This window comes from Agrobacterium sp. A3-95 (genome assembly GCF_053521785.1).
In genome coordinates this window covers 43,144-68,600 of record NZ_JBNWDR010000005.1, presented here as the reverse complement: position 1 = coordinate 68,600, position 25,457 = coordinate 43,144, and the positions used below count along the sequence as shown (strand labels likewise).

26 protein-coding genes are annotated in these 25,457 nt (G+C 55.7%); 13 read left to right on the top strand and 13 right to left on the bottom strand.

All coding sequences use genetic code 11. The features are described from left to right. Positions 1–143: 143 nt before the first annotated feature. Positions 144–1,529, bottom strand: a complete 1,386-nt coding sequence (locus ACQZ5Y_RS14935) for an RsmB/NOP family class I SAM-dependent RNA methyltransferase (RefSeq protein WP_174050232.1) — start codon at positions 1,527–1,529, stop codon at positions 144–146. Next, positions 1,526–2,491: a zinc metalloprotease HtpX gene (htpX, locus tag ACQZ5Y_RS14930; protein ID WP_065662925.1), complete on the bottom strand. Its 966-nt coding sequence runs from the start codon at positions 2,489–2,491 to the stop codon at positions 1,526–1,528. Before htpX ends, ACQZ5Y_RS14935 begins: the two co-directional genes overlap by 4 nt. A gap of 119 nt (positions 2,492–2,610) precedes the next feature. Between htpX and ACQZ5Y_RS14925 the strand changes: the two genes are divergently transcribed. Further along, positions 2,611–2,811 carry a DUF1674 domain-containing protein gene (locus tag ACQZ5Y_RS14925; protein WP_003516384.1) on the top strand — a complete coding sequence of 67 codons (201 nt, stop codon included), beginning with the start codon at positions 2,611–2,613 and terminating at the stop codon, positions 2,809–2,811. 62 nt (positions 2,812–2,873) lie between these two features. On the opposite strand, the gene ACQZ5Y_RS14920 is transcribed toward ACQZ5Y_RS14925, so the two are convergent. From ACQZ5Y_RS14920 to hemE, 8 genes are all read right to left on the bottom strand, one after another. Continuing rightward, complete coding sequence (locus ACQZ5Y_RS14920; protein WP_013637009.1) at positions 2,874–3,755, bottom strand: ParB/RepB/Spo0J family partition protein; 882 nt, start codon at positions 3,753–3,755, stop codon at positions 2,874–2,876. Between the two features lie 31 nt (positions 3,756–3,786). Further along, positions 3,787–4,581 carry a ParA family protein gene (locus tag ACQZ5Y_RS14915; protein WP_174059893.1) on the bottom strand — a complete coding sequence of 265 codons (795 nt, stop codon included), beginning with the start codon at positions 4,579–4,581 and terminating at the stop codon, positions 3,787–3,789. 19 nt (positions 4,582–4,600) lie between these two features. After that, positions 4,601–5,218: a 16S rRNA (guanine(527)-N(7))-methyltransferase RsmG gene (gene rsmG / locus ACQZ5Y_RS14910; RefSeq protein ID WP_065662924.1), complete on the bottom strand. Its 618-nt coding sequence runs from the start codon at positions 5,216–5,218 to the stop codon at positions 4,601–4,603. A gap of 11 nt (positions 5,219–5,229) precedes the next feature. Then, positions 5,230–7,113, bottom strand: a complete 1,884-nt coding sequence (gene mnmG / locus ACQZ5Y_RS14905; RefSeq protein ID WP_174059894.1) for a tRNA uridine-5-carboxymethylaminomethyl(34) synthesis enzyme MnmG — start codon at positions 7,111–7,113, stop codon at positions 5,230–5,232. 62 nt (positions 7,114–7,175) lie between these two features. Further along, positions 7,176–8,507, bottom strand: coding sequence for a tRNA uridine-5-carboxymethylaminomethyl(34) synthesis GTPase MnmE (mnmE, locus tag ACQZ5Y_RS14900; protein WP_174050238.1), 1,332 nt, complete (start codon positions 8,505–8,507; stop codon positions 7,176–7,178). A gap of 85 nt (positions 8,508–8,592) precedes the next feature. Continuing rightward, the gene (gene rho / locus ACQZ5Y_RS14895) at positions 8,593–9,858 is read right to left on the bottom strand and encodes a transcription termination factor Rho (protein WP_013637014.1); all 1,266 of its coding nucleotides are present in this window, start codon (positions 9,856–9,858) and stop codon (positions 8,593–8,595) included. Positions 9,859–10,043: 185 nt separating this feature from the next. After that, positions 10,044–10,589: a protoporphyrinogen oxidase HemJ gene (gene hemJ, locus ACQZ5Y_RS14890; protein ID WP_026330887.1), complete on the bottom strand. Its 546-nt coding sequence runs from the start codon at positions 10,587–10,589 to the stop codon at positions 10,044–10,046. Next, positions 10,586–11,620, bottom strand: coding sequence for a uroporphyrinogen decarboxylase (hemE, locus tag ACQZ5Y_RS14885; RefSeq protein ID WP_174050240.1), 1,035 nt, complete (start codon positions 11,618–11,620; stop codon positions 10,586–10,588). The genes hemJ and hemE overlap by 4 nt, the downstream gene beginning before the upstream one ends. Before the next feature lie 407 nt (positions 11,621–12,027). Between hemE and ACQZ5Y_RS14880 the strand changes: the two genes are divergently transcribed. The 5 genes from ACQZ5Y_RS14880 to dnaQ are packed head-to-tail and all read left to right on the top strand — an operon-like array spanning position 12,028 to position 15,635. Continuing rightward, positions 12,028–12,849 (top strand): pyruvate, water dikinase regulatory protein, encoded by an 822-nt coding sequence (locus tag ACQZ5Y_RS14880; protein WP_003516369.1) that lies wholly within the window; start codon positions 12,028–12,030, stop codon positions 12,847–12,849. A 31-nt stretch (positions 12,850–12,880) separates the two neighbouring features. Next, positions 12,881–13,480, top strand: coding sequence for a Maf-like protein (locus ACQZ5Y_RS14875; protein ID WP_174050242.1), 600 nt, complete (start codon positions 12,881–12,883; stop codon positions 13,478–13,480). Continuing rightward, positions 13,473–14,333, top strand: coding sequence for a shikimate dehydrogenase (locus ACQZ5Y_RS14870; protein ID WP_025594718.1), 861 nt, complete (start codon positions 13,473–13,475; stop codon positions 14,331–14,333). The genes ACQZ5Y_RS14875 and ACQZ5Y_RS14870 overlap by 8 nt, the downstream gene beginning before the upstream one ends. After that, positions 14,333–14,941, top strand: a complete 609-nt coding sequence (coaE, locus tag ACQZ5Y_RS14865; RefSeq protein WP_174050244.1) for a dephospho-CoA kinase — start codon at positions 14,333–14,335, stop codon at positions 14,939–14,941. The genes ACQZ5Y_RS14870 and coaE overlap by 1 nt, the downstream gene beginning before the upstream one ends. After that, on the top strand, positions 14,934–15,635 hold the full coding sequence (gene dnaQ, locus ACQZ5Y_RS14860; protein ID WP_003516361.1) for a DNA polymerase III subunit epsilon: 702 nt from the start codon (positions 14,934–14,936) through the stop codon (positions 15,633–15,635). Before coaE ends, dnaQ begins: the two co-directional genes overlap by 8 nt. A gap of 120 nt (positions 15,636–15,755) precedes the next feature. Here the strand turns inward: dnaQ and secB are convergent, their stop codons facing one another. Then, complete coding sequence (gene secB / locus ACQZ5Y_RS14855) at positions 15,756–16,238, bottom strand: protein-export chaperone SecB (RefSeq protein WP_003516359.1); 483 nt, start codon at positions 16,236–16,238, stop codon at positions 15,756–15,758. 99 nt (positions 16,239–16,337) lie between these two features. Beyond that, on the bottom strand, positions 16,338–16,895 hold the full coding sequence (locus tag ACQZ5Y_RS14850; protein ID WP_111796796.1) for an FxsA family protein: 558 nt from the start codon (positions 16,893–16,895) through the stop codon (positions 16,338–16,340). Positions 16,896–17,036: 141 nt separating this feature from the next. Between ACQZ5Y_RS14850 and ACQZ5Y_RS14845 the strand changes: the two genes are divergently transcribed. From ACQZ5Y_RS14845 to gyrB, 5 genes are all read left to right on the top strand, one after another. After that, positions 17,037–17,735, top strand: a complete 699-nt coding sequence (locus ACQZ5Y_RS14845; RefSeq protein ID WP_003516349.1) for a Tim44/TimA family putative adaptor protein — start codon at positions 17,037–17,039, stop codon at positions 17,733–17,735. Continuing rightward, the gene (mltA, locus tag ACQZ5Y_RS14840; RefSeq protein ID WP_111796797.1) at positions 17,732–18,844 is read left to right on the top strand and encodes a murein transglycosylase A; all 1,113 of its coding nucleotides are present in this window, start codon (positions 17,732–17,734) and stop codon (positions 18,842–18,844) included. The genes ACQZ5Y_RS14845 and mltA overlap by 4 nt, the downstream gene beginning before the upstream one ends. Then, entirely contained in the window at positions 18,841–19,410 is a 570-nt protein-coding gene (locus tag ACQZ5Y_RS14835; RefSeq protein WP_013635178.1) for a Smr/MutS family protein, read from the top strand. Before mltA ends, ACQZ5Y_RS14835 begins: the two co-directional genes overlap by 4 nt. Then, entirely contained in the window at positions 19,407–19,772 is a 366-nt protein-coding gene (locus ACQZ5Y_RS14830) for a helix-turn-helix domain-containing protein (RefSeq protein ID WP_003516346.1), read from the top strand. Before ACQZ5Y_RS14835 ends, ACQZ5Y_RS14830 begins: the two co-directional genes overlap by 4 nt. 155 nt (positions 19,773–19,927) lie before the next feature. Then, a complete protein-coding gene (gene gyrB / locus ACQZ5Y_RS14825; RefSeq protein ID WP_112290200.1) occupies positions 19,928–22,363 on the top strand; it encodes a DNA topoisomerase (ATP-hydrolyzing) subunit B in 2,436 nt (811 codons plus the stop codon). A 103-nt stretch (positions 22,364–22,466) separates the two neighbouring features. On the opposite strand, the gene ACQZ5Y_RS14820 is transcribed toward gyrB, so the two are convergent. Then, the gene (locus ACQZ5Y_RS14820) at positions 22,467–23,069 is read right to left on the bottom strand and encodes a nitroreductase family protein (RefSeq protein WP_013635180.1); all 603 of its coding nucleotides are present in this window, start codon (positions 23,067–23,069) and stop codon (positions 22,467–22,469) included. Between the two features lie 127 nt (positions 23,070–23,196). Between ACQZ5Y_RS14820 and ACQZ5Y_RS14815 the strand changes: the two genes are divergently transcribed. Beyond that, positions 23,197–24,039 (top strand): fumarylacetoacetate hydrolase family protein, encoded by an 843-nt coding sequence (locus ACQZ5Y_RS14815; protein ID WP_038489218.1) that lies wholly within the window; start codon positions 23,197–23,199, stop codon positions 24,037–24,039. A 125-nt stretch (positions 24,040–24,164) separates the two neighbouring features. Continuing rightward, positions 24,165–25,397, top strand: a complete 1,233-nt coding sequence (locus tag ACQZ5Y_RS14810) for a polyhydroxyalkanoate depolymerase (RefSeq protein ID WP_019565942.1) — start codon at positions 24,165–24,167, stop codon at positions 25,395–25,397. The last annotated feature ends 60 nt before the right edge of the window (positions 25,398–25,457 follow it).

Sequence of the window (25,457 nt, the reverse complement as noted above, 5' to 3'; positions counted from 1 at the left end):
GAAGACCGGCGGCATTGATGCTGCCTGCAAAGGACCCTGACAAGCTGTGTTTCCCGTTTCACATGTTTTGTTTTTATGAGTGAACCGTGATGATCGGAACGTATCGGCAATTATCCAATGATTCGCGGAAGCTTGGCTTTTTTCTACTTCTTACGCAAGACACTGCTAAAAAACCCGTCGATGCCGCCGAACATATCCGGCGTTGTACGAAGATCGCCTTCGGCAGTGACGGCGGCTTCCATTCCTGGCCAATCGTCCTTGCGAACGGCAACACGCTCGAAGTCCGGGTTTTCCGCCAGCACCTGTGCAATCATCGCTTCCCCTTCAGAGGGATCGAGCGAGCAATTGGAAAACACCACAATGCCGCCGGCTCCCACCAGCGTGAGCGCGTGTCGCAACATCTGGCCCTGAAGAGCGGCAAGCTTGGCAATATCATTCTCGTCCTTCGTCCAGCAGACATCGGGATGTTTACGCAACGTGCCGGTAGACGAGCAGGGGGCATCCAGAAGAACGGCGTCGAAAAGCTGTTCCGGCTGGTACTTCAGCATATTGGCTTCAACGGTTTCGGCGTGAAGACCAAGCCGGTCGAGATTTTCCCTGAGGCGGCGAAGACGATTGCCGGACTGGTCCAGGGCAGTCACCTTCGCGCCGGCAAGCGCGAGCTGGGCAGTCTTGCCGCCAGGAGCTGCACAGAGATCGGCAACACGTTTTCCGGAAATATCGCCCATCAGCTTCACAGGCATGCTGGCCGCGAGATCCTGAACCCACCAGGCACCCTCGGCAAAGCCTTCAAGCGCGGGAATCTGGCCTTCAAATTCACCGAGACGGACACTGCCATTCGGCAAAACCGTACCACCCAGCTTTTCCGCCCAGACAGCCGGATCGGTCTTCACCGTGAGATCGATGGAAGAGGGCGTCAACTGCGCTTCGGAAATCCGTTTGGCAACCTCATCTCCATAAGCCGAAACAAGCCGAGCGTAGAACCAGTCCGGCAGCACGGGCACATCCGCGATCGCCTTTTCGATTTCTGCTTTTTCCCGGCCCAATCGCCTGAGGACGGCATTCACCAGCTTGGCAAAACGCCTGTTGCGCGGATCGCGGTGTGCCTGTTCCACGGCAAGATCGACCGCAGAATGATCGGGGACATCAAGGTAAAGCACTTGCGCTGCGCCAACGACAAGGACGTGATGAAGCGACCGGGCGCCCTGCGGCAACGGTCCGTCAAGCAGCATCGACAAGGCGGCTTCGATACGCGGAAGGTGGCGAAGCGCGCTGTTGACGATCGCTCTCACCAGCGCCCGGTCCGCAAGGGATAGCGCGCGATAGACGGGATTGCCGTTTTCGCTGTCCAGCATACCGTCCAGCGAGGTTTTCTTTTCCAGAACGGCCGCCAGAATGCGGGTTGCGGCAACGCGTGCAGCAAGGCCCGGTTTATCCTGGAAAGACGAAGGGCCGTCTTCGCGGCCCCTTGCATGGTCCTGTCCCGGTTTTTTGGACCGCGACGGCTTATTTTGAGTATCGGATGTCAAGACCACGGTCCCTTGCGCTCGTTTTCTTTGCCTCGTCCCCAGCCCGTATTGGGAACGGAGCCTGATTTGCGCTGAGGTCTATCACCCGATGGCGTTCGCGTCGATCCTCGCGGGGAAAACTCCTGCGCCATGGCGTGAAGTGCCGCCACCCGGTTTTCCGTATTCGGATGCGTAGAAAACAGATTGTCCATGCGCTCACCGGACAGGGGATTGATGATGAACATATGCGCCGTCGCCGGGTTACGCTCCGCATCCTCATTATGAATGCTCTGCGCCATGCCCGAAATTTTCTGCAGTGCCGAAGCAAGCCAGAGCGGATTGCCGCAAATTTCCGCGCCCCGTCGGTCGGCAGAATATTCCCGGGTACGGCTAATGGCCATCTGCACCAGCATCGCGGCGAGCGGCGCCACGATCATCGCAACCAGTACGCCGATAAAGCCCAGCGGATTATTGTTGTTTTCACGATTGCCACCAAAGAAAAACGCGAAGTTGCCGAGCATGGAGATGGCGCCTGCCAGCGTCGCGGTCACAGTCATCGTCAGCGTATCTCGGTTCTGCACATGGGCCAGCTCATGCGCCATGACACCAGCCACTTCTTCAGGGGTGAGGCGCTCCAGCAGGCCCGTCGAGGCGGCGACAGCGGCATTCTGCGGGTTTCTTCCCGTCGCGAAGGCGTTCGGCTGCGGGCTGTCATAAATATAAACCTTGGGCATCGGAAGATCGGCATTATGCGAGAGATCGCGGATCATGTGGAAAAATTCAGGCGCATTCGCCTCATCGATCTCGCGTGCACGATAGGCCGACAGGACCATCTTGTCCGAATTCCAGTAGGAGAAAAGATTCATACCAGCGGCAATAAGCAAGGCAATCATCATGCCGCCCTTACCGCCGATCAGAAAACCGACACCCATGAACAATGCCGTCATGAAGGCCAAAAGCATTGCCGTGCGCATCATGTTCATATGTCAAATTCTCCTTGTTACCACTCAGGAAATATTCCGGGGTTTATAAAGCCCATCTGTTTATATAATCTGGTGAACGGCAAACATATTTCAATATCCCGTCATAGGGAGGATTACTCATGCAGGATGCGGATAATGACAACGGCGCGGAAATGCTCAAGCGGCTTTCGCCGGCGGCGGAACGTGCGTTGAAGGAAGCGGAAGAACGGCGCAAACAACAGGCGGATCTTCAATTGCCGCAGGAAACCGGCGGTCGCGGCGGCGCGGAACCTGTTCGTTTCGGTGACTACGAAATAAACGGCCGCGCTATCGACTTTTGAGCACCACGGCATAAAAATACCCGCTAAACGCGGGTATTTTATCAATTAAAACAAATACTTGCTTATTTTTGCTCCAGAAGGCGGCAAACGGCTTCCAGCTGCTCTAGCGTGCGGTATCCGATGCGGATTTGTCCCGATCCGCCTTTGTGGCTAATCTTCACGTCCAGACCAAGAGCATCCGACAGGCTGCGTTCAAGCGCGACCGTATCGGAATCCTTCTCAGCCGAAGGCCGCTTCTCCAAGACGTCACCCTGCGACTTGATGTCGTTTTGCGCCAGGCGCTCGGCATCACGCACCGAAAGACCCTTGGAAACGATAGTCCGAGCCAGACCCGACGGATCGGAAGTGGAAACAAGCGCGCGCGCATGGCCAGCGGAAAGCGAACCGTCCGCCAACATGTCCCGAACCGGATCGGGAAGTTTCAGAAGACGAAGGCTGTTTGCAACATGGCTTCGGCTCTTGCCGATGATTTCACCGAGGTCGTTCTGAGTGTAGCCATGTTCGGCGATCAACTGCTCATAGCCCATCGCTTCTTCAAGCGGATTGAGATCGGAACGCTGGACGTTTTCGACGATAGCCAGCTCCAGAGCCGTGCGGTCGTCTACATCCCGAACGATGACAGGAACGTCCGTAAAACCGGCCAGCTGTGCCGCGCGCCAGCGCCGTTCACCAGCGATTATCTCGTAACGGTTGACGCCAATCGTTCGCACGACCACAGGCTGAACAATCCCGTGCTGACGAATGGATGAGGCAAGATCCTGCAACTCATTTTCGTCAAAGTGTCGACGTGGGTTTCTCTGGCTGCGAGCGATGAACTCGATCGGGATGGCGCGATCCGCACTAACGGCGCGCTGCGGTTCACCCACCGGCACAGGCTGATCCATTTCGCCGATCAACGCCGCAAGACCGCGTCCGAGTCGACGCTTGGAAAGATCATCACTCATAAGATATTACTCCATATAGTCCGGCAAAACGTCAGGCCGCCTTGCGCAGACGCTCTCTCTGGATCACTTCGGACGCCAATTGCAAATAAGCCTGACTGCCAGCGCATTTCAGATCATAAAGAATTGCCGGTTTACCATAAGACGGCGCTTCGGAAACCCGAACATTGCGCGGAATGAGAGTGTGGTAAACCTTTTCTCCCAGATGCATCCGCACATCGGAAACCACCTGCTGGGCAAGATTGTTGCGCGCATCGAACATCGTGAGAACGATACCCTGAATATCAAGCTGCGGATTGACGGAGCCGCGTATCTGGCTAACCGTATCCAGCAGCTGGCTGAGGCCTTCCAGCGCAAAGAACTCGCACTGCAACGGTACCAGCACCGAATGGGCGGCGGTCATGGCATTCATCGTCAAAAGATTAAAAGAGGGCGGGCAATCTACCAAAATATAGGAATAGTCTCTGGCTTCCTGCGTCTCCATGGCGGTACGCAACAGAAAGACGCGGTTGGCAACATTCGCAACATGCATCTCAAAGCCCAGAAGATCCATCGTTGACGGGACGATATCGAGGTTCGGAACTGCTGTCGGAACCGCAACTTTGGAAACGGTATGATCACCCACCAGAAGATCATAGGAAGAAAGCTTGCGCTCTTTGCGGTCGATTCCTAAACCTGTGCTAGCATTACCCTGCGGATCAAGATCAATGATCAGCACCCGCTCACCAATAGCCGCCAATGCAGTAGCCAGATTGATGGCCGTCGTTGTTTTTCCAACGCCACCCTTCTGGTTTGCGACTGCGATAATCCGGTTTTTTTCAGAAGTCATACCGCACCTGACCAGCTCGTCAGTGCCTCTTAGTGAGGTTACTGATTTCAAGAACAACAGAATCTGCCTCAATGGCACTCTGGTGTTTTATCAGATCAAACTGCCAGCGGCCATGCGCTTTCTGCAGTTCGGATTCATAATCCCTGCCTTTATTGAAATATGCCCTGAGATTTGGATTATTCTGCGCCCACGGGTGAATATATTCGAAAAGTAAATTCATCTCGGCGAGGGCTCTCGCCGAAATCGCATCGCAATTTTCAACGGTTTCAGGCGCTTTTTCAATTCTGACTGGATGAACCGCGCCTCTTGCGCCGGTTTCCTTCAGCGCAATTCGCAAAAACGCAGCCTTTTTATTGTTGCTCTCTACCAGATCGACCCAACCATCACCCAGTTCCGCGAGAAAAATCGCTGTAATGACGCCCGGAAAACCGCCGCCGCTTCCCAGATCAATCCATTTTTGCGGTTGAGGGGCGAGCTGAAATATCTGTGCACTGTCCGCGACATGCCGGCTCCAGAGCTCAGTGAGAGTCGAAGGCGCAACCAGATTTGTGGTTTTGTTCCACTTCTTGAAAAGCTCGACGAAATGCTCGAGCCTCTCCTGTGTTTCACGTGAAACACTCTGGCCGTTTATCTTCATGGTCCGACTCGCTATTGGTGCATGCGCAATTTTTCACTTCCCGATGCGGAGCCTTTCCGCAGAAGTGCGAGAAGCAGCGATATCGCAGCAGGTGTCATACCGTCAACACGCGCAGCCTGGGCAATGTTCTCTGGACGTGCCTTTTCCAGCTTTTGTTTCAGTTCGTTGGAGAGACCGGACAAAGACTGAAAATCGAAATCATTGGGGATTTTTCTCTCTTCATCTCGCTTGATATCGACAATATCCGCGCTTTGGCGCTGCATATAGACAGCGTAACTCGCTTCGATTTCCAAAACCTCAGCGACCTTGGTATTAAGCGCCCGTAGCTCCGGCCAATGAGTGGTAAGAGTTTCCATCGTGATATCGGGGTAGGCGAGCATTTCATAAACCGAACGACGTTGACCGTCCTGGTTGAGTTTCAATCCCTGTTTAGCAGCCTGGGAGGGACTGATGGAAATGCTCTTCATCAGCTCGCGACCCCGATCCAGATCTGAGATAAAATCTGCGAAGCGTTTTTGGCGGTCATGCCCGATAATGCCGGCCATCTGACCGACAGGCGTAAGTCGCAGATCAGCGTTGTCAACGCGAAGTGAAAGCCGATATTCGGCTCTCGACGTAAACATTCGATAGGGTTCGCTGACACCCTTGGAGGTGAGATCGTCGATCATCACACCAATATAGGATTCGGTACGACTGAAATGGATAGGGTCTGCGTTCCCTGCATATAGCGACGCATTCAATCCGGCAACCAGACCCTGGGCGCCTGCCTCTTCATAACCCGTCGTGCCATTGATTTGCCCTGCCAGGAACAATCCCGGAATTTTCCGGCATTCCAGAGAAGGCTTCAGCTCACGCGGATCGACATAGTCATATTCAATCGCGTAGCCGGGCTGAATGATGTTGACTTGCTCAAGGCCGGGGATGGTGCGGATAAACTGCTCCTGAACTGAGGCAGGAAGCGACGTCGAAATACCATTTGGATAAATTGTGTGCTCATCAAGGCCTTCTGGCTCTAGGAATATCTGGTGGCCGTCCCGTTCACCGAAGCGTGTAATCTTGTCTTCGATCGACGGACAATAGCGCGGACCAACACCCTCAATCTGTCCCGAATACATCGCTGACAGATGAATATTATCCTGAATGATCTTGTGTCCGGCCGGCGTCGTTCGGGTTACGCCACATTCGATCTGTGGATTGACAATGCGATCCGTCATAAAAGAGAACGGAACGGGATCTTCATCGGCCGCTTGCCGATCCACAGCGTTCCAATCGATCGTGCGACCATCAAGCCGGGCAGGGGTGCCAGTCTTCAATCGCCCCATGGCAAGGCCGAGGCGGGCAAGTGTTTCGGAAAGACCGACAGACGGTTTTTCACCAACACGGCCTGCGGGAATCTTTTCGGAGCCGATATGAATAAGGCCGCGTAGAAAAGTGCCGCTCGTCAACACAACAGCACCACAAGGAATCCGGCTACCGTTCGCCATGATTACGGCAGATACCCGATCATTGGTCATGTCAATATCGAATGCATCGCCTTCAATAATGCTAAGGTTTTCAATCGCATTGATTTCCCGCTGCATCGCCTCGCGATAAAGTCGCCGATCAGCCTGCGTGCGCGGCCCGCGGACGGCGGGGCCTTTTTTGCGATTGAGCATACGGAATTGAATTCCCGCTGCATCAGCAACCCGGCCCATCAAACCGTCCAGCGCGTCAATTTCGCGGACCAGGTGTCCTTTACCGAGACCACCGATTGCCGGGTTACAGGACATCACCCCAATAGTCTCTCGCTTATGGGTAACGAGAGCGGTTTTAGCGCCATGTCGTGCAGCGGCCGCCGCAGCTTCGCTGCCGGCATGTCCACCACCGATAACAATGACATCAAATGACTGGTGCATATCTCTGCGCCTTATCCCAAATCATCGGCTTTGCCGTATCGGCCACCAATGTTTCACGTGAATCATTTTCCTATGCAGAATTCCGAGAAGATCACGCCCAGCAAATCTTCCACATCGATGCGACCCGTAATGCGTCCAAGCGATGTTGCTGCGAGTCTCAAATATTCCGACCTTATCGCAAGGTCCATGGTCTTGGAATTGAGCGCATCACTAACATAGTTCAGCGTCTCTTCAAGTCGTTTTTTGTGACGGGCGCGGGCAGGGACCAATGTCTGTGCAACACCAACCCTGCTTTCAATCTCTCGCTTGATCAATAAACGCAATTCGTCGAGACCGACGCCTTCCCTTGCGGAGATGTTAAGATCAAAAACAGCGTCAACTGTAGAAGAGGAAATCGCGGTTTTTGTCCGTAGATGCAAATGGCGAGCATTTTCCAGCGAAATGATCGATTGTTTCGGAGTCGAATCGTTATCTTGCAATATCAAAATGAGATCCGCGGTTTCCGCTGTCAGAACGGCTCGCCTTACACCTTCCTTTTCCACCACATCCTGCGTTTCCCGAATTCCGGCCGTATCGAATATGCGGACCAGGTAACCGTCGAGATTAATATCAACGCTCAGCACGTCTCTGGTCGTACCAGCAATGTCAGTGACAATAGCAACGTCACGGCCGCTCAGAGCATTAAGAAGCGTAGACTTGCCAGCGTTAGGCTCTCCCACCAGCGCCACCTTGAACCCGTCACGAATGATCTCGCTGCTTCCGCCGTTCTTGAGATGGCTGGTGATTTCACTGTGAAGTTGCGTCATCGCGTCCCACACCTGCGCGGCAACTGAATCCGGCACATCTTCCTCGTCGGCGAAATCCAGCTCTGCCTCGATCAGGGCGCGAGCACGCGTCAACCGGCCTGCCCAGCCATCGTAGAGCGCTGACAGCTTACCGGTGCTCTGCTCCACCGCCAGACGCCGCTGCATCTCCGTTTCAGCCTGCAGCAGATCCGCCAGACCTTCGATCTCGAGAAGATCCATCTTGCCGTTTTCAAACGCTCGGCGGGAGAACTCGCCGGCATCCGCCGGCCGAAATCCTTCGAGCAGTTCGAGTTCGGCAAAAATTGATGCGACAACCGCGCGGCTTCCGTGGCTGTGGATTTCGATGCAGTTCTCACCCGTGAAGGAATTTGGTGCAGGGAAAACGATCATCAGCGCCTGGTCGATGATCTCATTGTTTCGGTTTCGAATCGAACATAGAACCGCCTGCCGCGGTGCGGGAAGGTCACGACCGGTCAACGTGACAAAGGCATCGAACGCTCCGGGCCCACTGATCCTGATAATTGCGACGCCGGCCGGCAATGCTCCACTGGAGAGCGCATAAATGGTATCGGCGGAAGCTGGCATCATTCACCTCGGTTAAAACAGTCAAGCCGCATCCGAATGAACGGATGCGGCTTTAAAGCTTTGTCGATGGGACCGGTAAAACTCCGGATCAGGTATTCATCGATTCGAAGAAATCCGAATTGGTCTTGGTCTGCTTCAACTTGTCGATCAGGAACTCGATGGCATCCATCGTTCCCATCGGCGCGAGAATACGGCGAAGCACGAAAATCTTCTGGAGATCCTGACGCGGCACGAGCAGGTCTTCCTTACGTGTACCGGACTTGAGAATATCGAGCGCCGGGAAGATACGCTTGTCAGCGACCTTACGGTCAAGCACGATTTCCGAGTTACCCGTACCCTTGAACTCTTCAAAGATGACTTCGTCCATGCGGCTGCCGGTGTCGATCAGCGCGGTCGCGATAATCGTCAGCGAACCACCTTCTTCGATGTTACGTGCGGCACCGAAGAAACGCTTCGGCCGCTGCAACGCGTTGGCATCCACACCACCGGTCAGGACCTTGCCGGAAGACGGAACGACAGTGTTATAAGCTCGGCCGAGGCGAGTGATGGAATCGAGCAGGATAACGACGTCGCGGCCATGTTCGACAAGGCGCTTCGCCTTTTCGATGACCATTTCGGCCACCTGGACGTGGCGTACAGCCGGTTCGTCGAAGGTTGACGACACCACCTCACCCTTGACCGAGCGCTGCATGTCGGTGACTTCTTCCGGACGTTCGTCGATCAGAAGAACGATCAGGTAACATTCCGGATGGTTAGCCGTGATGGAATGCGCGATGTTCTGCAAGAGAACAGTTTTACCGGTACGCGGCGGCGCGACGATCAATCCACGCTGGCCCTTGCCAAGTGGCGCGACCAGATCGATCACACGCGACGACAGATCCTTCGATGTCGGAAGCTCCAGCTCCATCTTGAACCGCTCATTCGGATAAAGCGGCGTCAGGTTATCGAAGTGAACCTTGTGACGGATCTTTTCAGGATCGTCAAAGTTGATCGTGTTGACCTTGAGAAGCGCGAAATAACGTTCGCCTTCCTTGGGCCCACGGATCGGCCCCTCGACAGTATCGCCGGTCTTCAGAGAGAAACGGCGAATTTGCGAGGGCGAAATGTAGATATCGTCCGGACCCGGCAGATAATTTGCATTTGCGGACCGTAGAAAACCGAAACCGTCCTGCAGGACTTCAACGACGCCTTCGCCGATAATTTCGATGTCCTGGCTCGCGAGAACCTTGAGGATTGCGAACATAAGCTCCTGCTTGCGCATGGTGCTCGCATTTTCAACTTCCAGGGATTCAGCAAAAGTTAGCAAGTCGGTAGGCGATTTGCTCTTAAGTTCCTGAAGCTTCATTTCAGCCATGAAGGAAAGACCGTTTGATAATGTAATGTCGGGGGAGGGCGTGTTCGCGAATCAGATGCTGAGGGAGAAGCCGCAGATGACTGAATAATTCACATGCCACGAGATGAGTGGTCCGAAAATAGCGATTGAATAGGGCTACTGCAAGAGGAAAGCACGAATTCCGCGAAATTTATCATTGCGACCTCTTAACCGAAGGGTTTCACAACCACAAGTATGACTATGAGGATCATCAGTACCGTCGGAACCTCGTTCATCAACCGCCAGTGACGGGCAGGCCTGATATTTTCATCCCGGGCGAACCGTTTGGCACTGCGGGTGAAATAGACGTGGGCGATGGTTAGTAGCACCACCAGTGCGATTTTCGCATGTAGCCAGCCGCCGGAAAAACCATAAACCGACCATGCGAGATAAAGCCCTAATATCCAGCTGATCATCATCGCCGGGTTCATGATGACCTTGATCAACCGCTGTTCCATCACCTTGAAGGTTTCGGATTGCTGCGAACCGGTGGGTGCATCGGTGTGGTAAATGAACAGGCGCGGCAGGTAAAAAATCGCCGCCATCCAGGAAATCACCGCGATGATATGAAGCGCCTTGATCCACAGATAGAGATCGGCCGGATCGGCGTAAAACAACAAAGCGACAAAAGCGGCAAAGACACCGAGCGCCATACCTGCGCGAAGGGCAGCCCTGTTTCCTGAGCGGGCGGAGGTCTGCTTCTCGCCGCTCATGCCCCGGCTCCGCCGGCACGCACCCGCTGCACCAGCCTTGCAACGTTTTCCGGATCGGCCTGCGGCGTGATGCCATGGCCGAGATTGAAGATCAGCGGGCCCTGTCCCAGAGCCTGCAGCACAGCGTCGATACCGTCCTCCAGAGCCTTGCCACCCGCCACCATCAGCATGGGGTCCAGATTGCCCTGTACCGGGCCTTCCTTCTGCAAGTCCCTTGCGAAACCGAGTGGCACCGACCAGTCGAGGCCGATGGCGTCTGCGCCTGTTTTGCGGCGATAATCCTTCAAAAGATAACCGGCCCCCTTGGCGAAGGCGATGATCTTCGCGGAGGGGCGGCGAGCGCGCACCGAAGCGATGATACTGGCGACGGGTTTTACCGCATATTCCTCGAATTCCTTCTCGCCGAGCACCCCGGCCCAGGAATCGAAAATCTGCACCGCATCGGCGCCGGCATCAATCTGCGCCACAAGGTAGTCGGCGGAAACCTCAGCCAGCAAGGCAAGAAGCTTTTCCATAGCTGCCGGCTCCCGATAACCGAACAACCGCGCCGGCGCCTGATCAGGCGTTCCGTGGCCGGCAATCATGTAGGTTGCGACCGTCCAGGGCGCACCGCAAAAACCGAGAAGCGTCGTCTCATCCGGCAAGGTATGGCGCAAACGTGAGACGGTTTCGAAAACGGGTGAAAGATGCGCAATCACATTGCTCGCATCCAGCCTGTCGATGCCATCCACATCGATCGGATCCATGGCCGGACCCTTTCCCTCGCTGAAGGAAACATTGCGATTAAACCCATCCGGTATCACCAGAATATCGGAAAAGAGGATAGCTGCATCAAGACCGAACCGGCGAATGGGCTGAAGGGTCACTTCGGTTGCCAGTTCGGGATTATAACAGAGATCGAGGAAACTGCCGGCGTTCTTTCGCGTTTCCCTGTACTCCGGAAGGTAACGCCCTGCCTGCCGCATCAGCCATATGGGCGGAGGTGTGACCGTCTGCCCGTTCAACACCTTTAAAACCTTGCGCTCGCTCATGCCACCCAACTTCCAAAAAATAAAATCTAAGAGATTTAAAAGATTTTCTATTTCTTAGAGTCGGTGAGTAGCAAGGATTAAAATCTTTCCAGTCGATATGCCGCAGTCGGGTGTAAGCGCCAAGACCTGAACACGACATTTCATCGCTTCATCGCAATAAATGGGATAATAGATATTTATATAATATTTTCAGATATTTAAGTTCTATCCTCTGAAGCCGTTGCCTGTGGATCATCTGTGGACAGTTTTGAACAAGTTCAGAGTTTCCAGACAATTCACAGGCATGCCTGATAGCAAGGACGCCACTTGCGGATTGTGGAAAAAACCCACTTTATCCACGAGGCGGCTCGGCCCGCGGAACAATTCGGAAGTTTGTCCCGGTTTATCAACAGCGAGAGAAAAACAGCGTGGAGAACAAAAAAAGTTTCTTCCATTTGCACCTGATTTCGGACTCAACAGGAGAGACTCTCATGTCGGCCGGTCGTGCCGTCTCGGCCCAGTTCCACGCTTCGATGCCGGTAGAACATGTTTATCCGATGATCAGGAACCAGAAGCAGCTCGCCCAGGTGGTGGATCTGATCGACAAGGAACCGGGCATCGTTCTTTATACGATCGTGGATCAGCAGCTGGCCGAGTTCCTGGATTTGCGCTGTCACGCGATCGGGGTGCCCTGCGTCAACGTCCTCGAGCCGATCATCGGCATTTTCCAGACCTATCTCGGCGCACCTTCGAGACGGCGGGTCGGGGCGCAGCACGCGCTGAACGCGGATTATTTCGCGCGGATCGAAGCGCTCAATTTTGCGATGGACCATGATGACGGGCAAATGCCGGAAAGCTATGACGAAGCCGATATCGTCATCATTGGGATCAGTCGAACGTCGAAAACACCGACAAGCATCTATCTCGCCAACAGAGGCATAAAGACCGCCAATATACCGGTCGTTCCAAACGTGCCGTTGCCGGAAAGCCTTTACGCCGCCACCCGTCCTTTGATCGTTGGTCTCGTCGCGACATCGGACCGCATATCGCAGGTACGTGAAAACCGGGAACTCGGCACGACCGGTGGGTTTGACAGCGGGCGCTACACGGATCGCGCCACCATCATGGAAGAGCTGAAATATGCGCGTGCGCTCTGTGCCCGTAACAATTGGCCGCTGATCGATGTTACACGCCGCTCCATAGAGGAAACGGCCGCGGCAATCCTTGCCCTTCGCCCGAGGACACGATAATCCGGATCGCACCATTCGGAGCAGATAGTCGATGAAACAAGAGTTGATCCTCGCCTCGTCCAGCGCATCCCGTCAGATGTTGATGCGCAATGCGGGGCTGACATTTTCGGCCATCCCGGCGGATATTGACGAGCGCGCGCTCGACGAGCAGCTGGAAAAAAATGGCGCAAAGCCGGAAGAGGTTGCGCTGGAACTGGCCAAGGCCAAGGCGCTCGCGGTAAGTGCCCTGCATCCGCAAGCACTCGTTCTTGGATGCGACCAGACGATGGCGCTCGGTGCCCGGGTGTACCACAAGCCAAAAACCATGGCCGAAGCCGAAGCACATTTGCTCTCATTATCCGGCAAGGTTCATCGCCTGAACAGTGCAGCCGTTCTTGCCCGCGGGGGTGATGTCGTATGGCAGACGATCTCCAGTGCCGAGCTTTCGGTGCGAAATTTGAGCGCCGAATTCGTCTCCCGCCACCTGCAACGCGTGGGTGAAAAGGCCTTGACCAGTGTCGGTGCCTATCAGCTCGAGGGCGAAGGAATCCAGCTATTTACTTCGATAGAGGGGGATTATTTCACCATTCTTGGCCTGCCGCTTCTGCCTCTCTTAATGAAACTGCGCGACATGGATGTCATCGATGGCTGATTCACGTGAAACATTAACTATAAATGCCTTCGTTGTCGGTTATCCGATCAAGCACTCCCGGTCGCCGATCATCCATTCCTACTGGCTGAAGAAATTCGGGATACCCGGCTCCTATAAGGCCATTGAGGTTGCCCCCGATGACTTCCCCGATTTCATCACGGCACTAAAGGAACAGGGACCTGGTGCAGCGGTTGGTGGCAATGTCACCATTCCGCACAAGGAAGCGGCCTTTAAGTTGGCGGATAGTCCCGACGAGCTGGCGGAGGAACTGGGTGCAGCCAATACCGTCTGGATGGAAGAGGGCAGGCTGCATGCCACCAACACGGATGGCTATGGCTTCGTTTCCAATCTCGATGAGCGCCATCCCGGATGGGAGAAAACCGACCGGGCGGTCGTGTTCGGAGCCGGCGGTGCAAGCAGGGCCGTCGTTCAGTCGCTGCGGGACCGCGGCATTGCCGAAATCCATGTCCTGAACCGCACGGTCGAACGTGCCCGTGAAATGGCCGACCGTTTCGGTGCACGGGTTTTTTCTCATCCTCAGGGCGCGCTTCATGAAGTCATGCAGGACGCCGGGTTGTTTGTGAACACGACATCGCTGGGTATGGACGGAACGGAAGCGCCCGAGATTGATTTTTCGCCGCTGGCTGCAAGTGCTGTTGTAACCGATATCGTCTATGTGCCGTTGAGAACCCCCATCCTCCAGATGGCGCAGACGCAGGGTATTGCGACGGTTGATGGGCTTGGCATGCTTCTTCATCAGGCAAAACCCGGCTTTAAAAAATGGTTCGGCAAAACGCCGGAAGTTGATGACACTCTTCGTTCCCTCATCATTGAGGATATGGAGAAACATTGATGATCGTCATCGGTCTCACCGGCTCGATCGGAATGGGAAAAACGACCACGGCGAAACTGTTTGCCGCGGAAGGTATACCGGTTCTCGATTCTGATGCGGTTGTGCACGACCTCTATTCTGCAGATGCCGTGCCGATGATCGAAGCCGCCTTTCCGGGCACGACCATTTCCGGCAGGGTCGACCGTCTTGAACTCGGTAATATCCTCAGGGAGAATCCGGCTAATTTTAGCAAGCTGGAAGCAATCGTCCATCCGCTTGTTCGTGAAAGACAGGAAGCTTTTCTCCGTAAGGCGAGAGAGGAAAATCAAAATTTCGCCGTTCTCGATATCCCGCTGCTGTTTGAAACCGGCGCGGAAACGAGGGTCGATAAAATAGTCGTTGTTAGTTGCGCGCCGGAAATACAGCGCCAGCGGGTTTTGTCCCGTCCCGGCATGACGGAAGAGAAATTCGAAATGATATTGGCCCGGCAAATGCCCGATGCCGAAAAGCGCCGGCGGGCCGATTTTATCATCGATAGCGGAAATGGTGTCGAAGCTGCACGGGATCAGGTAAGAGAAATTCTGCAGAGACTAAGTGCCGGTTCGGGCAACGGAGAGAAAAATGCGTGAGATCATTTTCGATACGGAAACCACAGGCCTTGAATCGAAACTGGACCGCGTGATCGAAATCGGCGGAATCGAGCTCAACAACCATTTTCCGACCGGCCGCACATTGCATATTTATATCAACCCGGAAGATCGCAAGGTTCACCCGGACGCGCTTGCGGTGCACGGCATCACCGACGACTTCCTGAAAGACAAGCCGAAATTCGCCGAAGTCGTCGACGAAATCCGCGAGTTTTTTGAAGGTGCCCGCTGGGTGGCGCATAATGCGACATTCGACATGGGTTTCATCAATGCGGAATTTGCCCGCCTCGGCATTGCGCCGGTCTCATCTGAATTGGTGACGGATACGCTTTCGCTTGCACGCCGCAAGCACCCGATGGGTCCGAATTCCCTCGACGCACTTTGCCGGCGTTACGGGATCGACAACTCCCACCGCACCAAACACGGCGCGCTTCTCGACTCCGAACTGCTCGCCGAAGTCTACATAGAAATGATTGGTGGGCGCCAGACAGCGCTCGGTTTCGGTTCCGGCTCCAAACAGCAAGCGGTCACTATCGAGGATGATGATGTCCCGAATGAGCCGTTGCAAAGGCCGCATCCTCTACCATCAAGACTGGATGCGGAGACCATCGCGGCGCACGGCAAGCTCGTTCTCGGTATGGGCGACAAGGCGATCTGGAACCGTTACCAGAATTAAGTGCGCCTGGCGCTTAGATGCGCCGTTGAAAAATGACGAGAACCGTCAAATAAAAAACCCGGGCGATGAACCCGGGTTTTGTTTTTTCTGAACTCTAAAAAGAGCGGCGTCGCGTACAATTCAGTTCGGTACGGCCTGAACCTTGGCTCTGGCCTGTTCCTCGGCAACGCGCTGCGAAAACATCTGCGCGAAATCGATCGGATCGATCATCAGCGGCGGGAAGCCACCATTGCGGGTGACATCGGCGATGATCTGGCGTGCGAAGGGGAACAGCAGGCGCGGGCACTCAATGAACAGCACCGGCAGCATATGTTCCTGCGGGAAACCGGCAATGCGGAACACGCCGCCATAAACCAGCTCGGCTGCAAACAGAACCTTGTCGCCATCCTTGGCTTCGGCATTCAGCGTCAGCACAACGTCGAAATCCGAACCCGAAATCGGGTTTGCGTTGACATTGACATTGATGTTGATCGACGGCGCATTGTCACGAGCCTGAAGCGAACGAGGAGCACCCGGATTTTCGAAAGAAAGATCCTTGATGTACTGGGTAAGAATGTTGAGGGAAGGACTAACTGCGCCCTGTGCGCCATTTTCAGCGGTCATTACGTTTCCTCGCGGCGTGATTTCGTGGAAGGCGGTCTATCATTTCGACTTGAGCCTTACAACCCTCGTGCTCTCGCCTCTCTAACCCTTTGCCGTGCTTCAGGGTTTGGGCAGGTTGCGATCATCCGGCTTTTGGGACCAGGGAGAATCCTTGGGCCCTTCGCGGTGAAACTCCTCTTCGTCGAGGTCCACGACCTTGGAGCTACCCTTATTTCCCTGACCATTGCTGAACCCGGAAAAGTCACCGGGTTGCGGGCCGGTATGGCCGCCGGGTTGACCCGACTGGCGAAAAGAACCGGCCACGACGACGCGAGGTCCGAGGATCTTCCAGAAAAAACGTCTCACCGTTTTCGACAGAAGCAGGAGACCGAGTATATCGGTGATGAAACCCGGGATGAACAGCAGGATGCCCGCCACGACGCGCATGGCGCCATTGACCAGCTCATCGGCAGGCTGGGCGCCGGTGCGCCCTGCGGCCTGAAGATTTCTCACCATGCCGATGCCGCCGAGCCGCAGGATCAGCAACCCCAGAAACGACGTGAACAGGACGAGCGCCAATGTCAGCCACAGACCGATTGTCTTGCCGACGATGATGAAACCGGCAATTTCCAGGATTGGCATCATCAGGATGACAATGGGGAGAAAGGAAAAACGCATCTTCTAGCCTTGCGTGTGCATCTCTGGCAGATTGCCGGTTCCCGAGAACACCGATGATTGAATCTGCACATTTGAATGATGATAAGATGCAGACTATATGATGTTCAGGTTTTTGAATTTAAATGGCGGTTTTGGTAAAAGATGGGCTTTAGCGACTTTATCACATTGTTTTTTCTCGTTGCAGCGGTGCTGATCTTTCTTCAGCTGCGCAGCGTTCTTGGTCGCCGAACCGGCAACGAGAAGCCGCCATTCGACCCTTACACGCCGCGCGATGTCGCGAAAGGCCCCGTCACGGACGATAACAAGGTCGTGACCCTGCCCAAACGCTCTGAGGCGGAGGACGAAAACCGCTTTGCCGAGGCGGATGCTCTGGCACCCGTCGATACTGCCTTGAATACATCTCTGCGCGAGCTGATGACCAAGGACCCGACCTTCCGCCCCAAGGAATTCCTGAACGGCGCCCGCATGGCCTATGAGATGATCGTCATGGGTTTTGCCGATGGTGACCGCAAGACGTTGAAGAACCTTCTGTCGAAGGAAGTTTTCGACGGGTTCGAGGCGGCCATTTCCGAGCGGGAAAGTCGCGGCGAGGTGGTTAAGTCCACTTTCGTGGGAATAGAGAAGGCCGATATCACCCAGGCCGGTATCCGCGATTCCGAAGAGCAGATCACGCTCAGAATAGTCAGCCAGCTGATTTCGGCCACCTATGACAAGGATGGCAAGCTGGTGGACGGCGATCCCGATGCGGTTGCGGAAGTGGACGACATCTGGACCTTCTCGCGTGATGTCCGCTCGCGCGATCCCAACTGGAAGCTGATCGCCACTGAATCCGAGCAATGAACACGCCCTTTTCGTTCGAAGAAGTTTCTTTCGGTGATCTACCGGGATGGCAGGACGACGATCCGCGTAAGCTGTTTCCGGCGATGCGGACGATCCTGTCACATCTTCGGAATTCAAAACCCTATAGGACCGGCGCGCTGGGTCTCACCGCCGGCGAACTGGCCTCGCTTCTGGAACTGGCCGATGAGGAACAAGCGGATAGTCCCCAGCAGGCCCGCCGGTTTTTCGAGACGAATTGTGTGCCTTTCAAAATTTCACCACCCGGCGGAAAACGCGGTTTTGTAACTGCCTTTTATGAACCGGAGCTTGAGGTATCGTCAGTCCGCGACGATGTCTGGAAGTATCCGGTCTACCGCCGCCCACCGGAGCTGGTGGATATCGACGACGAAAATCGCCCGAGCGGTTTTGATCTGTCCTATGCTTTTGGTAGAGAGGGCGAGGACGGCATTTCCTATTTTCCCGATCGCCGCGCGATCGACGAAGGATATCTGCAGGGCAGGGGGCTTGAGATTGCCTGGGCGAGATCGAAGGTCGATCTGTTTTTCGTCCACGTTCAGGGTGCTGCCCGTCTTCTGTTTCCTGATGGAGAGGTGAAACGCATCACCTATGCCGCCAAGGCCGGGCATCCGTTCTCGCCGATCGGTCGGTTGCTTCTGGATCGTGGGGAACTGGATCCGAAAACGATCTCGATGCAGACAATTCGCAAATGGCTCGCCGACCATCCGGATGAGGTGGATGGGGTGCTATGGCATAATCGCTCCTATATTTTTTTCCGGGAGGCTGATGTTGCCGGCCTGGATATGGGACCGATCGCCGCCGCCAAGGTGCCGCTGGTCGCGGGGCGGGCGCTTGCGGTGGACAGGCTCATCCACACCTTCGGTTTTCCCTTCTTTATACATGCGCCGTCATTGACCCACCTGGATAATGGCAAGCCCTTCGCGCAGTTGATGCTGGCGCTCGATACCGGCTCGGCCATCGTTGGCCCGGCACGCGGCGACATTTTCACCGGCTCGGGTTTCGAAGCTGGAGAACTTGCAGGCACAGTGCGCAACGACGCCGATTTCTATATGCTGTTGCCGCATGTTGCTGCGAAAAGGTATCGGCGATGAAGGGCAGTCGAAAGCTTGGCAAGGAAGAACGCATTCTGTGGGGTAAGGTCGCAAGAACAGCCCGACCCATCTCCGGCAGGCTGGAGGATTTGCTGGCTTTCGACGATATCGAGGAAGCCGCGGCGGAACCTGTCGTCCCGCAAACGGCAAACGCCGTCTTCCCTAGGATGCTCGCGGAGCCGGTGGACGTTTCGCCCTTTACGCCGGACAAGAAGCCAAAAATTCATCAACCGATGGAAAAGCCGGTTAAGCGCAAGTTGACGCGCGGGCGGTTGCCGCTGGAAGGCCGTATCGATCTGCACGGCATGTTTCAGAGCGAAGCCCATGCGGTTTTGCTCGACTTTCTATTGCGGGCGCACGAACGGGGCCTTCGGCACGTGCTCGTCATCACCGGCAAGGGTCGCTCCATCGGCAGCGATGGTGCGCTGAAAAGGGCCGTGCCCATGTGGTTCGCCAAACCGGAATATCGTTACTTGATTTCATCCTATGAGGACGCATCCGCCAATCACGGCGGCGATGGCGCTCTCTATGTCCGGTTGGCGCGCCGCAAGGGTGAAAAATCATGACGCCCTTTGCAGAAGCCGTGCGGCTGCTTCGTGAGCGCAAGGGTGTGACACAGAAGGAGATGGCGGCGGCAATCGGCGTTTCCCCCGCTTATCTCTCGGCACTGGAGCACGGCAAACGCGGCAAACCGAGCTTCGATCTCCTCCAGCGCATCGCCGGATATTTCAACATCATCTGGGATGAGGCGGAGGAATTGTTCTTTCTCGCCGGCTCCTCCGACCCCAAGGTGGCGATCGACACGGTCGGTCTGCCGCCGCAATATACGGCTTTTGCCAATCGGCTGGCGCGGGATATTCGCAAGCTGCCGCTGAGTGTGATAGAGGAACTGTCAGCGGTGCTACAAAAAAGCCGTTCTTGCGATTGAAACCCCTATATCCCCTGCTTTATGCAGCGTTCTGAGGCATGTGGCCTTTGGGATTGAGTGTAGAATTTCTATAGTCGTATGTCGGATTTGAGTGATTCGCGGGCTTCAGGCCTTCTCACTGAAAACTTGGCCAGGAAATTTTGGAAAGAGTACTTATGACCGAAACATCGTCAAGCGAAGTCGGCGCCAACACTGAATACGGAGCCGATTCGATCAAGGTCCTGAAGGGTCTTGATGCTGTGCGCAAACGGCCCGGCATGTATATCGGCGATACCGATGACGGCTCCGGTCTGCATCACATGGTCTACGAGGTGGTTGACAACGCCATCGACGAGGCGCTTGCGGGTCATGCCGATCTGGTGACGGTGACGCTCAACGCCGATGGTTCGGTGACGGTAACGGACAACGGACGCGGCATTCCGACTGATATCCATTCTTCCGAAGGCGTTTCCGCCGCGGAAGTCATCATGACCCAGCTTCATGCGGGTGGAAAATTCGACCAGAACTCCTACAAGGTTTCCGGCGGTCTGCATGGCGTGGGCGTTTCGGTCGTAAATGCGCTCTCGGTTTGGCTGAAGCTCAGAATCCGCCGCAATGGCAAGCTGCACGAAATCGGCTTCACCCATGGGGTTGCCGATGCTCCGCTCTCGGTCATTGGCGAATATGAAGGCCGCTCTGGCACGGAAGTCACCTTCCTGGCGAGCCCCGACACCTTCACCATGACGGATTATGATTTTGGTACGCTGGAGCATCGCCTGCGCGAACTGGCGTTTTTGAATTCCGGTGTTCGTATCGTGCTCACCGACAAGCGTCATTCTGATATCAAACAGGAAGAGTTGCTCTACGATGGTGGTCTTGAAGCCTTCGTGCGTTATCTCGACCGGGCCAAGAAACCGCTGGTGGACAAGCCGGTCGCCATTCATGGCGAAAAGGACGGCATCACGGTTGAGGTCGCGCTCTGGTGGAACGACAGCTACCATGAAAATGTGCTCTGCTTCACCAACAACATTCCGCAGCGCGATGGCGGCACCCATATGGCTGGCTTCCGCGCGGCGCTCACGCGTCAGATGACATCCTATGCCGAGACTTCCGGCATCATGAAAAGGGAAAAGGTCAGCTTGCAGGGTGAGGACTGCCGCGAAGGACTGACGGCAATTCTTTCCGTCAAGGTTCCCGACCCCAAGTTTTCTTCGCAGACGAAGGACAAGCTCGTTTCGTCCGAAGTGCGCCCTGTCGTGGAAAGTCTCGTCAATGAGGCCCTGTCCACCTGGCTAGAGGAACATCCGTCCGACGCCAAGATTCTTGTCGGCAAGGTGGTGGAAGCGGCCATTGCCCGTGAAGCCGCCCGCAAGGCGCGCGAACTGACGCGCCGCAAGGGTGCGCTCGATATCGCCTCTCTGCCCGGCAAGCTCGCCGATTGTTCCGAACGCGATCCGGCGAAATCCGAACTCTTCCTCGTCGAGGGTGACTCCGCAGGCGGTTCGGCCAAGCAGGGCCGCTCGCGCGAAACGCAGGCCATCCTGCCACTACGCGGTAAGATCCTGAACGTTGAGCGCGCCCGTTTCGACAAGATGCTGTCCAGCCAGGAAATCGGCACGCTGATCACCGCGCTCGGCACGTCGATCGGCAAGGACGAATTCAACGCAGACAAGCTGCGCTACCACAAGATCATCATCATGACGGATGCTGACGTCGACGGCGCCCACATTCGTACCCTGCTGTTGACCTTCTTCTTCCGCCAGATGCCGGAACTGATCGAGCGTGGCCATCTCTATATCGCCCAGCCGCCGCTTTATAAGGTGACGCGCGGCAAATCCGTGCAGTACCTCAAGGATGAGAAGGCGCTGGAAGAATATCTGATCTCGATGGGCATCGAGGATACGTCGCTGACGCTCGGCTCCGGCGAAGTACGCATCGGCGCTGACCTTCGTGAGGTCATTCTCGATGCGGTGCGCATGCGCACGCTGATCGACGGTCTGCATTCCCGCTACAGTCGCTCCATCGTGGAACAGGCCGCCATTGCCGGCGCCCTGAACCCCGAGCTTTCGGCCGATGCTGCCCGTGCCCAGGAAACCGTTGGCGAAGTGGCCCGGCGTCTGGACATGATCGCGGAAGAAACCGAACGCGGCTGGTCCGGCATGGTGCTCGAAGATGGCGGCTTGCGCTTCGAGCGCATGGTACGCGGTGTCAAGGAAATCTCGACGCTCGATATGGGCCTGATCGGTTCCGTCGATGCCCGTCATATCGATCAGCTCGCGGCCCGCACGCGCGATATTTACGTCACTCCGCCGGTTCTGCAACGCAAAGACGGCACTATGGAACTGGCCGGACCGCGTGCGCTTCTGGATGCTATTTTCGCCGCCGGCCGCAAGGGTCTTTCCATGCAGCGTTACAAGGGTCTCGGTGAAATGAACGCCGAGCAGCTGTGGGAAACCACACTCGACGCCAATGTACGTTCGCTGCTGCAGGTCAAGGTCAACGATGCGACGGATGCCGACGGCCTGTTTTCGCGCCTGATGGGTGATGAGGTGGAACCGCGCCGCGACTTCATTCAGGAAAATGCGCTCAGCGTTGCCAATCTCGACATTTAATCCTGTGGGACGTCTCGCGTGACGATTCACGTGAAACGAAACTTTAACGAAAGGCCCGGCGGTCAATTTCCGCCGGGCCTTTTGTCATCTGTGTTGTCGGATATCAATCGGCCTTGCCGGTGAACCGCCCCTTGAAAGCTACGTCCGAAAGGGGGAGGCGCTTGCTGGGCACTTCCCGTTCTGCCAGATCGTCAGGAAGAACAGCCTTGTCGGTCAATGTGCCGATGGCAACTGCGGCCTCCACCTTATATCCATCCGGAACATCAAGCTTTTCCACGATCTGGTCTTTAAATATGCCTGCCATGCCATGGGCGTGGTAACCGAGCAGATGCGCCTGCATGGCGAGTGAAAACCATGCCGCACCGGCATCGAAGGAATGAGTCGCTGAAGGCTTTTTCTCACCCTCTCGTGAAATATTGTGGTCGCGGGAAAGGACGAAGAGCAGCACCGAGGCATTTTTTGCCCATCGCTGGTTTCCTTCCATCAGCAGTTCCACGAAGAGCGGCCAATCCTCGCTATCCTTGTGCGCGTAGACAAACCGCCACGGCTGCTGGTTGGATGCCGATGGCGCCCAATGCGCGGCATCGAGAATGGTCAGCAGATGCTCGTTTGGCATCGCATCTCCATCGAATGCGCGAGGAGACCACCGATCGAGGAAGAGTGGATCGACTGGATATTCGGATTGCCGGGAATTGCTGTTCGTCACGGGCGTGTCCTTTTGATTGTCGGGAGGGAAAAGGTATTTTTCGAAAGTCGAAGCAGTCTAGGGGTGACAAGTATGAATGTATCGTTCATATATGCATCACCTTGTCTGACAACCGGGAGAGAGTTCCATGAAATTGATGCGCGTTGGCCAGCCTGGCCAGGAAAAACCTGCGATCCTCGACGCGGAAGGAAAAGTCCGCGATCTGTCTGCTCATGTCAAAGACATCGGCGGTGAAGCCATTTCTCCGGAAGGCCTGAAGAAGATTGCCGCCATCGACCTCGGCACTCTTCCCGTAATCTCCGAAGAGCGCATTGGCGCTTGCGTTGCCGGAACCGGAAAATTCATCTGCATCGGCCTCAATTTCTCTGACCACGCCGCTGAAACCGGTGCGACCGTACCGCCGGAACCGGTCATTTTCATGAAGGCGACCTCGGCAATCGTCGGTCCGAACGACGATGTTGTCATTCCGCGCGGTTCTGAGAAGACCGATTGGGAAGTCGAACTCGGCGTCGTCATCGGCAAGACCGCGAAATATGTATCTGAGGCCGATGCTCTCGACTACGTCGCCGGTTATTGCGTTTCGCACGATGTTTCCGAGCGGGCGTTCCAGACGGAGCGTGCCGGACAGTGGACCAAGGGTAAATCCTGCGACACCTTCGGTCCGATCGGCCCCTGGCTGGTCACGAAGGACGAAATCACCGATCCGCAGAACCTCGGAATGTGGCTGAAGGTCAACGGCCAGACAATGCAGGACGGCTCCAGCAAGACCATGGTTTACGGCGTCGCGCATGTCGTTTCCTATCTCAGCCAGTTCATGTCTCTGCATCCCGGCGACGTCATTTCCACCGGCACGCCTCCGGGCGTCGGCATGGGCCAGAAGCCCCCGCGTTACCTCAAGACCGGCGATGTCGTTGAACTCGGCATTGAAGGCCTCGGTTCCCAGAAACAGACCTTCGTTGCCGACATCTGATTATCAACAAACGTTCAACTGAAATTGAGGCGCCGGAGGGAAACCACCGGCGCCTTCGATTTTGTGCAGTTGCGAAAAGCTGCTATGGTCAAAAAAAGAGCTTGATCCGCGAGGAGGCGTAATCAGTGTTCTACCACCTCTATGAAATGAACCATGCGGCGATGGCGCCACTGCGCGCCGGTGCCGATATGATGCGCCAAGCATGCAGCAATCCTTTGAATCCGCTTTCCAGCACCGCCTTCGGGCGAAGCCTCGATGCAGGCTTTGAGGTATTCGAGCGGCTGACGCGCCGTTACATCAAGCCGGAGTTCGGTTTGGCGACTACCACCGTCGATGACCGGACCGTTGCCGTCACTGAAGAGATCATCTGGTCGCGTCCCTTCTGTAATCTCGTTCATTTCAAAAAAGAACTCGATGCGGCCCGCAAACCAGATCCGAAGGTGCTGCTGGTGGCGCCTATGTCAGGCCACTACGCCACATTGCTGCGGGGAACGGTCGAGGCGCTGCTGCCATCGGCGGATATCTATATCACCGATTGGATCGATGCCCGCATGGTGCCAGTCACCGAAGGGACATTCGATCTCGACGATTACATCAGCTACGTCATCGATATGCTGCGCGAGATCGGGCCCGGCGCCCATGTGGTCGCCGTTTGTCAGCCTTCGGTTCCGGTTCTGGCCGCAGTGTCCCTGATGGAAGCCGATGGTGACGGTTTCGCGCCTGCATCCATGACGCTCATGGGCGGTCCGATCGATACGCGCATCAATCCCACAGCTGTCAACGGTCTGGCCACGGCCAAGCCAATCGAATGGTTCCGCGACAATGTCGTCATGCAGGTACCGTGGCCGCAGCCGGCTTTTGGCCGGAATGTCTATCCCGGCTTTCTGCAATTATCCGGCTTCATGTCCATGAACCTCGACAAGCACATGACGGCACACAAGGATTTCTACCTGAACCTCGTCAAGAACGACGGCGATTCCGCTGAGAAGCATCGCGATTTTTACGATGAATATCTGGCCGTGATGGATTTGACGGCGGAGTTCTACCTGCAGACAGTGGAAACCGTCTTCATCGAACACGCGCTTCCCAAGGGAAACATGCAGCATCGGGGCAGGGCGGTCGATCCCGCTGCCATTCGTAACGTTGCGCTGTTCACCGTGGAAGGCGAAAACGACGATATTTCCGGTGTGGGCCAGACCAAAGCCGCGCACGATCTTTGCCGGAACATCCCCGATGAAAAGCGTGCGCATTACATGCAGCCCGACGTCGGTCACTACGGCGTTTTCAACGGGTCGCGTTTCCGCAAGGAGATTGTGCCGCGCATGGTGGAATTCATCCGCAAGAACCAGACTGTCTAGCGCTGGAAGCCAGGCGATGCCGCGCATTTGCGTGGCCAAGCCGGTGTCGAATCGGCTATG